The organism is Anabaena lutea FACHB-196 (assembly GCF_014698305.1).
Taxonomy (GTDB): domain Bacteria; phylum Cyanobacteriota; class Cyanobacteriia; order Cyanobacteriales; family Nostocaceae; genus Anabaena; species Anabaena lutea.
In genome coordinates this window covers 181,454-192,513 of the sequence record NZ_JACJST010000010.1, presented here as the reverse complement: position 1 = coordinate 192,513, position 11,060 = coordinate 181,454, and the positions used below count along the sequence as shown (strand labels likewise).

8 protein-coding genes are annotated in these 11,060 nt (G+C 38.2%); all 8 read right to left on the bottom strand.

All coding sequences use genetic code 11. From position 1 onward, the window contains the following. Positions 1-100: 100 nt before the first annotated feature. The 8 genes from H6G59_RS13150 to H6G59_RS13115 all read right to left on the bottom strand — a co-directional run bounded on the left by H6G59_RS13150 (position 101) and on the right by H6G59_RS13115 (position 11,060). Positions 101-526: a hypothetical protein gene (locus H6G59_RS13150; RefSeq protein WP_242038864.1), complete on the bottom strand. Its 426-nt coding sequence runs from the start codon at positions 524-526 to the stop codon at positions 101-103. Then, a complete protein-coding gene (locus tag H6G59_RS13145) occupies positions 523-1,230 on the bottom strand; it encodes a prokaryotic E2 ligase family D protein (protein ID WP_190715029.1) in 708 nt (235 codons plus the stop codon). Before H6G59_RS13145 ends, H6G59_RS13150 begins: the two co-directional genes overlap by 4 nt. Continuing rightward, complete coding sequence (locus H6G59_RS13140) at positions 1,209-1,955, bottom strand: hypothetical protein (protein ID WP_190715026.1); 747 nt, start codon at positions 1,953-1,955, stop codon at positions 1,209-1,211. Before H6G59_RS13140 ends, H6G59_RS13145 begins: the two co-directional genes overlap by 22 nt. Continuing rightward, complete coding sequence (locus H6G59_RS13135; protein ID WP_190715024.1) at positions 1,955-2,389, bottom strand: hypothetical protein; 435 nt, start codon at positions 2,387-2,389, stop codon at positions 1,955-1,957. The genes H6G59_RS13140 and H6G59_RS13135 overlap by 1 nt, the downstream gene beginning before the upstream one ends. A 1-nt stretch (position 2,390) precedes the next feature. Further along, positions 2,391-2,858, bottom strand: coding sequence for a hypothetical protein (locus H6G59_RS13130; protein ID WP_190715022.1), 468 nt, complete (start codon positions 2,856-2,858; stop codon positions 2,391-2,393). Between the two features lie 9 nt (positions 2,859-2,867). Next, a complete protein-coding gene (locus H6G59_RS13125) occupies positions 2,868-3,701 on the bottom strand; it encodes a bifunctional DNA primase/polymerase (protein ID WP_339327960.1) in 834 nt (277 codons plus the stop codon). Between the two features lie 1,174 nt (positions 3,702-4,875). Beyond that, positions 4,876-7,665: a pPIWI_RE module domain-containing protein gene (locus H6G59_RS13120; RefSeq protein WP_127055513.1), complete on the bottom strand. Its 2,790-nt coding sequence runs from the start codon at positions 7,663-7,665 to the stop codon at positions 4,876-4,878. A gap of 5 nt (positions 7,666-7,670) precedes the next feature. Next, positions 7,671-11,060: a pPIWI_RE_Z domain-containing protein gene (locus H6G59_RS13115; protein ID WP_127055512.1), complete on the bottom strand. Its 3,390-nt coding sequence runs from the start codon at positions 11,058-11,060 to the stop codon at positions 7,671-7,673.

Below are 11,060 nucleotides of genomic sequence, written 5' to 3'. Positions count from 1 at the left end.
AGTAATATTATTTATTTGTTATGTGTAAAATCATTTTTTTGTACGGTAAAGATTTTTTAGTGATGCCTGTTTTTAACTTGGCGATCGCACTTTTTTTGCCCTACCTCACAAAATCGCGTTGCTCCCGTACCTCAATCATCGCAGTCTGATATGATAAGCTGGTTGCCTCTACTGGAGTTACACTCGTAGATGTGGCAATTTGTTCTGGGGTGTGCAGATGCCATTTTCCATCTGTAAAGCAAAGGTAGAAGAGTATTTCTTGGTGTCCCGCATTTCGAGCTAACTGTAAAATTTGCAACGTTAAACTAGCGGAAACCAAGGGATATTGCAGGTGAAAGTAGGGTATGAGATGGGGTAAACCGCGAATACTGCATTGGTTGATAGGAAAGCACGTAGATAGTCCTTGACGTGCAGCACAAATAAACACTCCGTTCCCAGCTACCCAGTATTCCATCATTTTACCTGTTATCGGTGGTAAGTCGGTGTTAGTAGCAAATTGATAATTGATGAGTGTCGGTATAGTCATGAGATAATCTCTTCAATCGCAGTGGTAATGGTTTTGTTACCCCAAGACACTAAATCCCGTGTGGGGTATCTTTTCGATTTGTTGTTGTGTAGTTGTTGTAAATGCGATAGCATATTTTCAGGATATGATTTAGATTTACCCTGCACCGAATCTTGATTGAAAGCACTATGCCAAAACAATTGCCATACCTGCATGATATTTTCAGGGGAACAATTGGGAACAGAATTTTCACCAAAACAGATAGAACCGTTCTCCATCACGTTTGGTAATGGTGCATAAAATAGGGGAGAATTTTGCTCGAATTTCTTAATAGCCCAAATCCAATATTGACGATTACATCCGGCAAAGATTAACCCCGGCATAGGTATTTTTAAAGTTGTATTTTCTAAGGAAATGCAATAACGTTGTGGTGGATAAAACTGCACTAACCATTCTCCTTTGTGACATCTTCCCCACCTCACGGTATTTACTGGTAAATAACCTGAATCAATGGGTTCAGCAGCAAAAGCTTCTCTCAACGCAGCAGGAGCGATAAATTTGTAATTTGTTGTTTCTCCTTCTTTGTAAATTAGAAGATATTGTCCTGGCAGAAATAGCAGATGTGCTAGTGTTTGTGCATGAGTAGTTTGGTTGATAATTGAATGTGAGATATCACTGATGTTGAGTTGAGGTAAAATGTTAGTTAATACCGTGCTTTGTTCCATAGTTTGACTACCTGTTTTCTATGGTCAATAGAAGATTCAATCCATTCTGAAAATTCTGTCATTTTCTGACAATATGTTTGGCATAATTGCCATTGTTCAGCTAAATATTTCAGCACTTCTTGTTCCCATTCAAAGGAGACATATTCTTCATGGGTGACATCTAACCAAATACATTCTGTGCTGTGGTCAATGATGGATATGACATCATAAAGTAGAGACAAAGGTGATGTTGTTTGTTGACAAAGTGATGAAAGTTTATCCCAATTGATTTTATCCACCGTTACCAATTTATGAGGAATGAATCCAAAGCAAGAATTCCAATCTTCTTGAGGATGTCCATAACCTATAAGTGACAATAGAAATTGTTCTGTAAAGCTGAGTTCTTCTAAACTCATTTCCCACCAATCTGTGTTTTGGGAGTAAACGGGAATTTCTGTGTACCTTTCTGAGCATTCCCGAAAATCTTCATGGTAGTCTATGGGAAATAGCCACTCATTTACCAGTTCCAAAAACTCAATTTCTAAGTCACTGTAAACACTAGGATATGAATGTTGTCTCAAGGGAGTTGTTGAAGATGACCATTCACGGGGGAATAGTTCTTTGTAGAGACTGAGGTAATTAATTTGTTCGCTGAGTTCTTCTAAATACCAAATTCCCTTTTGCACAGTTTGGGGAATCTGGTATTTTTTCAAAGACTCAGCAGCTAATTGATATTGAGACTGCATTAGAAGCCGGAAATTGGTATTTGTGAAGGTATGGGAGGAGATTTTTTGAGAATATTTAAACTCTTGTCTAATTCAGTTTGCCATTCTCTCCCAGTGGTAATTGCTGTTTCCAGTTCATTGTGTAATAACAGTAGATTTTCGATATTCAGATGACCTTGAATTTCTAACATTTTGATTTGCCAGCTTAATAGTAAAGCTGGGTTAAATTGATGTTCGCTGGTAATTAGAGTTTGAAGGATATCACCTAAACCTTTAGTACCTGCTTTTTTGACCATGCGAATTTGGGTGATTCCGTCTTTATCCGTTCGCGTAATTTCTGCATGAGCAATTTCTGGGTAGAATGGTGTCAGGGCATTGCGAAGAGTTTCGTCAGTAGCTGCAATTTCATCAGCTATAGGTATTTCTTGACCTTCAATTATCAAAACGTAAGGCATATTAAAACAGTGTTAATTGATTAGATGGGTTAGTCTTGTGAGGATTAGTTGGTGGTAAATCAGGAGGATTGACAATTTTGTTATTCTCTGATTGGTTGACAGATAAGTTCTGTTTTTGAGCTTCTTTTTGTTGGGCTTGTTCTGCTATTTGTGGTAAAATAGCTTTTAGTTTTATGAGAACTTCAGCTATTACTGGATATTGCTCAATTTCATTGAGTTTTGTAACTTCCATGACTGGTGGTTCTCCCTTGATTCCAGCCGTGATAAACACTTGTCGTAAATCGTGTTGATTTGCTGGTAAAATTTGGATACCTAAGATGATAGTGTTGCTGTCAAAATCAAATCTATCTTCTTTTTCAGATGCTACATTAACAACATCATTTTCTGTGGATGAAGTGGTGAAATCAGCATCGTTATCCTCAGTTTCTACATCTTCATCCACGATTTGTTGAGGTTCAATTTTTGACATAATTAGTAGTTAGGAAAGATTAGCTAAACGGTGTAAAATCTGCATATTCATCCCCCATTTCCTGAATGATTGCCATTTGTATTCGCACTCCCCTGGTGTGTATTTAGCTGATAGCTGACTCCATTCCTCCCAAGCAGAAAATAGGGTAGGATTGACTGATTTCAAAGCCATTCCCACCTTGATCCATGAATCATATTTATCTGCAAAGCGAGGATGAATAATTTCTAGTAGTAGCAGTGCTGTTTCTGTATCCTCACCTGTAAATTCTGGATTGGTTGGTAAGGAGTTACTGTTTTTGTGGTAATCTCTTTTTGGTGATTTCGCACGTTTGGTCATCTGTTCGATTATCCAAGATGGTGCGATCGCTATTTCGATTTGGTCAGGACGACAACCACTCAGCCAACGATAATAACCGGTTTGTGGATGAATACTGGGGGGAAGTATTGATGGTAGTTTAGTACCTCTAAATTCTAAAACTTCACTGGGGGCGGTGGTGATTTTGCGGGATTTGAGTTGAGGGTGAGTGTTACCTGGCAATTTTAGTAAATATTGCGCCCTTCCTGGTCGTCCTGATGTAAATGCAACTGTGGTGGGTAGTGGTTGATGTGCGATAATTGCTGCATGGGCGCTGTATCCATCACAATCTATGGCGATTAAAAATTCCTGGGAGTTTTGACCGCAAAGGAGACCTACACCTGTGGGGGTTACTGTGTAAAAACCGTGATGGCAATTTCTGACTGGTACTTTCTCATATTGCTGGAGTTGGTTCAGCAATGCTTGAGGAGACCAGGGGTGTTGTTCCCATTGATACCCTAATGGTCTTTTTCCTTGGGTGGGGATGATAGGCCAGTGTGGGGGGAGTAGTTTTAAGGTGTCAATTAGTTTTTGGGTTTGTGGTTTTTTTCAGCATGGGTTTTAATTTTGGTTGAGGTTGCAAATGGGATAAAAATGTTGGCAGTTTCTGACTTGAATGAAAAATAGGCCTTTTTGGTTAGAGTCGATGAGGAGTATTGTTTTGTTTAAAGGATAAAGTGGCTGCTCCAATTAAGCTGGAAGGCTTATTTTTCCGTTGTGCAAAACCTGTTGCGATTGCTGTGACTTGAACCATAATTCGGGTCTTGGTAACTTTTGGTGATGATGAAAGTGTGACTTAAAGGAAAAGATTGCCGGAAATTAAAGGATAAGCTTGCCGAACCCAGAGCCTAACTAAATTCTGTCTTTGTCATGGCGCAATCACAAAGCCCAAAACTCTTATTCAATCATGGACTCACGGCAACGTTATTATTTAATGGAACTCGATAAATAATTCAGAAATATCCGAAAGAATCGAGAGAATAATGCTTTCAGCCTCTGTCACGGCAACCTTATCCTTTAAAAAACGGCAAACAATTCCTTTAAGTCACAGAAAGGTGTGACTTAAAGGAAAAGATTGCCGGAAATTAAAGGATAAGCTTGCCGAACCCAGAGCCTAACTAAATTCTGTCTTTGTCATGGCGCAATCACAAAGCCCAAAACTCTTATTCAATCATGGACTCACGGCAACGTTATTATTTAATGGAACTCGATAAATAATTCAGAAATATCCGAAAGAATCGAGAGAATAATGCTTTCAGCCTCTGTCACGGCAACCTTATCCTTTAAAAAACGGCAAACAATTCCTTTAAGTCACAAAAGGTTACGACTATTATGATCACCAAAAACTGACAACAACCACTTTATCCTTTAAAAAACTGCAAACAATTCCTTTAAGTCACACAAAAATAGTGAAAGTAGAAAATTCATCTTTTCCATTAGACTTTTCAGCAATGTCTGCGTTAGCAGACTTTGGTCACATATCACTAATTTGGGTAAGTTTATATTATATCTTGTATAAACTAAATAAATTGTGATTTCAAGGATAAAGTGAGTCTATTGCATTTCTTCCACGTAGTTATGACCAACGCAAACAGATTGGTTGAATTAAGCTACTGGTAACCATATCAAGTAACCCATGTAAGTTATGATTTATTTTGGGGTACTAAAATAAGCTTAATTGGATGTATTCTGGGGCTTGCTCTATTACAGATTCATCTAATAAATCATCCTCAAAATCATCAAATTCTTCCTCAACATTTAGCCTAGATATATATTCAGAAATTTGTTTGGCAGAATGAACTGGTTGTGGTAGTAAAGTTACTATTTCTGTGTCAAGAAAAGGAGAAGCTTCTCGTAATCTATGTACTACTAATGTCCATTCTTCTGGCTTATCTTCTGATTGGAGACATAACCAAGAAATTTCTAGCGCGGATTGGTTCCATCCTGGCTTTGATACTCTATCACGCTGCCTTGAACTTGCTGGTCTTTTTGCAGATTGGGGAGAACGACCTATTGAGTAAAAAGCAGAGCTAAAATCCGGGTTATGATAAATGCCACTATACCTGTTAAACCCAGATATAGGACAAACGTGAGCTACCAAACCATCACTGGAATATCGTAGTCTAGCTACACGCAGAAGTTGTGGATTTTGGCAAGAAAGAAGTTTGTTTTGATGCCAAAGATTATTTGGGTCTTTTGCCTCGTCTCCTGACACAAGTTTTAAAAGTGAAGGAAGGTCTTGGCGGAGATTTTGGTCATCTAATAATAGTAGAGTTGGATTTTTTATTTCTAAATCTGCAAAAGCTCGCCCCACAAAGTTTTTTATCTGCTCTGAGGTATAGTTTGAGTTATACTTCTGCTCAAACATGGCTACCGTGAATAAACTTTCATCATATGGCATCCAAGTCGGCCCATAATCCCCTGGTAAAGACACTTGCATTTGAGATGAATTATTTTCTGAAGGGATTTTGATAAGTATAGGGATAACTACCTTTGTTTCTCCTTTACTTCGAGCGTTGAGACGAATTATTTTGATAGCAATTATATCTAAATTATGAGGCAGTGATGTTTGATAAAACCCCGTATAAAAGGGTATACCTAAAGGGAAATTTAACTGGCGCATTAAATCTAAAATTGCATTTAAGCACCTTGCTTTGTAAGCTTTTTTTTGAGTATTTAACTTGTTCTTTTTACTTTCATAGTTTTTAACTTGTTTTTCGTCATTAGAATCTATAGGAGCAAATTCTTCTGGATTGATATATTCCGTTTCTGGTTGTAAAAATTGACTTACCCAACTTGCATAAGCGTGTCCCCAACGAATTGCTGCTTTTGGGTCAGTTAACCTCCTTTGCTTGTCGAATTTTCGGTAATCAACTAACTCGATAAGAATACCTCGTTTTTCGTTACTAGGTTTAGGCTGCGTTAGCAGTTGGCGTTCGATTAGTCTAGCTCTATTTTTGCTGGCGGCTGCTTTGGCTTGGCCAGAATAAGAACCACCTAAAGATAAAGGAGAAAGCCATTCATTAGGCAAGGGAGTTTTGTCTACTTTCAATAAATAACTTTCTCCTAAACAGTTGGTAAATTTGTAAGTTTCATTGTCTATTTCTTGAACAGTTCCTTGTACTTGTTTGCTTTCTAAAAATTCTCTCAACACCTCTAACAAAGTATTTACTGAATTAGATGAAATCCTAATCCGGTAAACTTGCTCACTAATGGTAGATGTTTCTTTATGTTTAGAAAGTCGTCGTTTTCTGCAATGACTAAAGTCTATTTTATTGATGATTGGCGCTGCCACTACTCCAGGCGGTAAAGCTGTTGTTAATCTTTCAAATAACTCAAATCTATCAGCTGGTTCTAGCCCAACTCCTACTGGGTGAGAACCTAGTCGCGTTCTGTGTGATAGTAAATATTGTGGTGCATATTTTGCGGGGTCGCTTAAAAACTGCATTGCTTCTGGAATATCAATATGAGGAGCTATCATCGCCAAAATTTTGTCAATTCTAGCTTTCCAAATAACCGAGTCATGCCGCATTAACTTGAGGTTGATTAGAGTAGTTTCTCGTTCTACACTTGGATCTGAATTTGGCTTGAGCCATCCTAAATTTTCCATTGCTACATAAACGCTGCTGTCTTCTCCTTTCGGCAGGAATATTTTTTGTCTGGCACCGGGAAGTGGTTGATTTCCTGGATTATCCCAAGCAGTCATAGGTTTAGAAATATAGCGTCTAATACCTGCTTGAAATAGTAACAAGTAGGGAGTTTTGCCGTTAGGAGGAGCGATATAAAACTTTAAGTAATATGAATACCTAGCTACTTGTTCAGCATTATTGGAAGGTGAATAGTTGATAGGAGGCCAGGTAACTAGATAAGCCTCTTTGCCAGTAGATGGAGACACCACTAAAGGCCAATATTCTTCATGACCATTAGCATTCCTTAAACCTAACTGAAATCCCTTTCTAGTTAACCAGCGTGCTATGAGTTCAGGCAAGACCACTTCTAGAACATCAAAGGGAGCATTTTTTAAATTTATGAGTTCCCAATTTAATTCTGCACGACCTGACTCTATCTCAGCTAGGACGGATTTGACTACTTTCAGGTCATAGTTGACTGACAACCAATTTTGTATAATTGCCCAAAATTGGTTTAAATCAATTAAACCACTATAAGCATGAACAATTATCCAATACTCTGGTCTAATTTCTGGAACGCGAGAAAAGGAGTTAGGAAAAATGTAGAGAATGTCAGAGGCACAACCTCTTAAAGCTGCATAGAGACTGAGTATGGGAGGAGTATGGTCTACATCTGCTAGACCTTTTATAATGTCTATCCAAGTTACCGGCAGTCTTAATCCATACACTTCTCCCATGACTAAAGGGTCAAAATTATCATTGAATAACCAAGCTAAAGTCTGTAGCCTGTCAATGGGAGGTAATTGTTCTTGTGCTTGAGTCATTTTATTTACCGTCCGTTGCTATTATGTTCTAAATGTTCTACCAGAGCTTTTAGACGGTCATAAATTGATCCATATAAAATTCTGGCTAATTGTTGTTCTACCTGGGGTTTATTGCTATTAGGAGAAAGGTACTCTCCAAAAATTTCTACCCATCCTTTTAGGAGACTACGTTCTGCACCTTGTGGATAAAATGCTGAGTCACAGAAGAAGACTCTTGTAGGAACATTTCCTCTGGTAGCTCTGCCCAAAGCCTGTACTATAGAAACAGCTTGATCCCAAAGAAGTTCATGCCAAAAATCAACATCAATGGAAGCCGAGCCATGATGTGAAGCTCTGAGTCGTCGATGCCAGTTTTTGTAAGACAGGCTTCGCAATTTAGCGATCGCTTCTGCTGCCGTTTCTCCTAAGCTAGACGGTAAAATATTACTCCCTTGTAAAATATCATCAAATACCAAGCGGTTTATCGCTCTAATTTGCCTACCGAAATCTGTTGGCACTGGGTAAGGGCGTACTAAAAAAAATACACTACCCAAGTAGGCTTTGTTGGTTATTGGTGACAAAATGTTATATCCGCGTTGTACGGCTCCTAAAGGTGCTACCAATAAATCACGCCCTCTTGTTGAAAATTGTTCAACTTGTCCTCGTCGTAGGAGCCATTCAGCAATTTTTTCGTCTCTGTCTGATTGAAGACAATCTACCCGATTTCTCCACCTGCTAGATTCTTGCAATTCTCTAGCGACTAACTGTGCTTCTGGGTAACTGCCTGTAATTAGAATGACAGCTCTTGGTGTGCCAAGAGAATTCCAGTAATCTAACTCTTGTGTTATTCGGTCTTTACCACCACTGCCAAAAGCTAGATACTGAGTAAGTTGCAGTAGACTATCTTTTCGTCCTCTCCCAGAGCGTCCGCTAACTATTATTGCTTCTCCTCTACTGTCTGGAACTCGGATGAATTCAAAATAGCTGTTAGACAGTGCTTCAACTGCTTCAAGGGGTGGAGATAGAATTGCATGGGGTTGAATCCCAATATTGAATTGGGGACTTCCAGGCGACCAAGAGGTGGCACTAGTTATTAGCGTGTGAGGTCCATAATCGCCAGTTAAATTTACATATAGATATGGAAAGTTCAATAGCAAATAACGCCCCAAACCGAAGCAGGCTAAATATCTTAGTAAGCCCCTTGGAGTTTTCTCCTCTGTTTGGTCTACAAATTGATACCCTAACAGATGACCGAGGGGTGATTCTACATTTAAATCTATGTACTCCTCTGGAGGATTTTGGCTTAAAGAAAGTCCTTTGCCTAGTTCCGCTGTCGCAAGGAGCCAGTAACGAACCAGTTCGTTTACCTGTCGATCCATTGCTGTTAGCAACACACTAAATTCTAACCTTTCTAATATTTGTTGCGTTTGTGGTGATTGAGGAAGATGCCAAGGTAAACGTTCTTGTAGCCAAATTCTCAGTTTTTTAATTAAATTTTCCCCCTTATCATTTCGAACATCGCTGACTAACTTTTCTAAATCATTTTCGATAGTTTCACTATCTTCTAACCCATTTGATGAGGGGAGTAGATAGTAGTTTTTAAATTCCTCCTCTAAAAAAGACAAAACTTCTGATAAATCTGTCTCTGGGAAATTATCTGGTACTAAATTGCGTATAGACTCAATTAATTGTTCATAAATTAGAGAATTATAAAGAGGTCTTTCGCCTATCCATTTCCGTAAATGTATTTTGTCAAATAATCTAACGAATATTCCATCTGATAATCGTGAGGCTTCCCTAGCAACTCCTCTTAATTCGTGATAACGGGGGTCATTGAGTTGTGTTCTTCCTGAATAAAAAGATTTTTCAGCTATAGTGTGTTCAATGAAATCAAGTATAGCTGTTTGAGAACCTGCTAAATCGTTGGATGGAGCAAAGTCATCTTCTATTGATACTTGTACCCTATCCCCTTCATCAACAATTAGTAAGGAACAGTAATGATAAGCAGCTTCTAGTACCCGCATTTCAGTTCCTACCAATTCTATTGGCATTGTTGTGTAGATAAAAGCAGCAGACGTAGCTACCCAGATAGAGGCATTCACTAAATCACGGTTTGCTTGGTGAACTGGACAGATAGGAAGCAATGGGCAACTATGATATGTAATTTTATTTGAGTAATTTTTTTCTTGTTTTTTGAGGTCATCAGGACTTACTAAATTATGGCAAGGTTCTTGACCCGCTGGAATAGAAACCTCACTCAGTAGTCCTGAAAGAATGCATTTCCCTGTTAGCCAAGGGAGAGCAGGATTATCTAATAATTCTGCATTTTTTGTATCTTCTACTGAGTTGTAGGGCTGATATAAATCTTCAGGTTGTAACTTATCAGCATGAGCCATTCCATATTGATATTGATGGGAGTCTCTAGCTTTTCCCAGTATTGGAGCAGCAGATAAGCCGACTTTGATAAAATCTGCTGCCATATCAATGGCATCAGTTACTGTATTAACAATAATGCAGATTCGGAAATTTTGGTTGCTGATTGAATATTTTTCACACAAATGGTGTACCAGTAAATAGATAAGAGTACTTTTACCAGAACCAGTAGGTCCTAACAAATGAAAAATACCATTTATTGTGAATTCATTCGTAAGCTGTAAATTTTCTTCTATTAAAGATAGAGATGAATTTAACTGTTTCCATCTTTCACTCCATTGTCGTCCAGGTAGTTTTTCTTCAAGTTTTATTGCTGATTCCCTTAAATCACATAATCTGATTCTCAAAGGAGATAAAGGAGAAGAGCGTCTTTGTTTTTCACTAACTGGTATTGCCGTGGTACTAATATTAGATAAACACTCTTTCATTCCGTCAATGAGTTTAGTAGGAATAAATACTGAAGTTGCCTCTGAATTAACATAAAAGCAATATTCTTTTTCTGATTTAGCCCAATTTCGCGATATAGACTTATGCTTGGCTGGTTCATTCAATGCCTTATTTATAGTTTCTACGCGTTGCGGAACAAAATTAACTACAGGTTGCCTAGTGTATGTTCCTGATTCTAAGGATATGTCGAAGAGCCTGATGCTTAGAGGCTGTTGACTATACCACAGAAGGGATTTTTTCCAAGCTGTTGCTGTGCGAATATACCGAACTCTATGACGTACTCTTGTGCAAGCTTCTATTAGCTTCTGATTGTTCTTTAATTCGTTCGGAATGAAGTTTGTTAATAAACTCCAAGCTTCTTTAATATTACTGTAGCTAGCACTTTCATAAATTTCGGCATATAGGGTTATTACTAATTCAACCTCAAAAAATCTCTTACTTTCTGTCTTAGTAAAGGTAACAGGAATTAAATCATCTTGACCTAATCGGAGGAGTTCTTTGCTAATCTCTGTTAACCAATCTTGCCAGTCTCTCAT

Coding starts and splice junctions, on each gene's coding strand:
- H6G59_RS13150 (WP_242038864.1), bottom strand. CDS start 526: ATGACTATACCGACACTCATCAATTATCAATTTGCTACTAACACCGAC.
- H6G59_RS13145 (WP_190715029.1), bottom strand. CDS start 1,230: ATGGAACAAAGCACGGTATTAACTAACATTTTACCTCAACTCAACATC.
- H6G59_RS13140 (WP_190715026.1), bottom strand. CDS start 1,955: ATGCAGTCTCAATATCAATTAGCTGCTGAGTCTTTGAAAAAATACCAG.
- H6G59_RS13135 (WP_190715024.1), bottom strand. CDS start 2,389: ATGCCTTACGTTTTGATAATTGAAGGTCAAGAAATACCTATAGCTGAT.
- H6G59_RS13130 (WP_190715022.1), bottom strand. CDS start 2,858: ATGTCAAAAATTGAACCTCAACAAATCGTGGATGAAGATGTAGAAACT.
- H6G59_RS13120 (WP_127055513.1), bottom strand. CDS start 7,665: ATGACTCAAGCACAAGAACAATTACCTCCCATTGACAGGCTACAGACT.
- H6G59_RS13115 (WP_127055512.1), bottom strand. CDS start 11,060: ATGAGAGACTGGCAAGATTGGTTAACAGAGATTAGCAAAGAACTCCTC.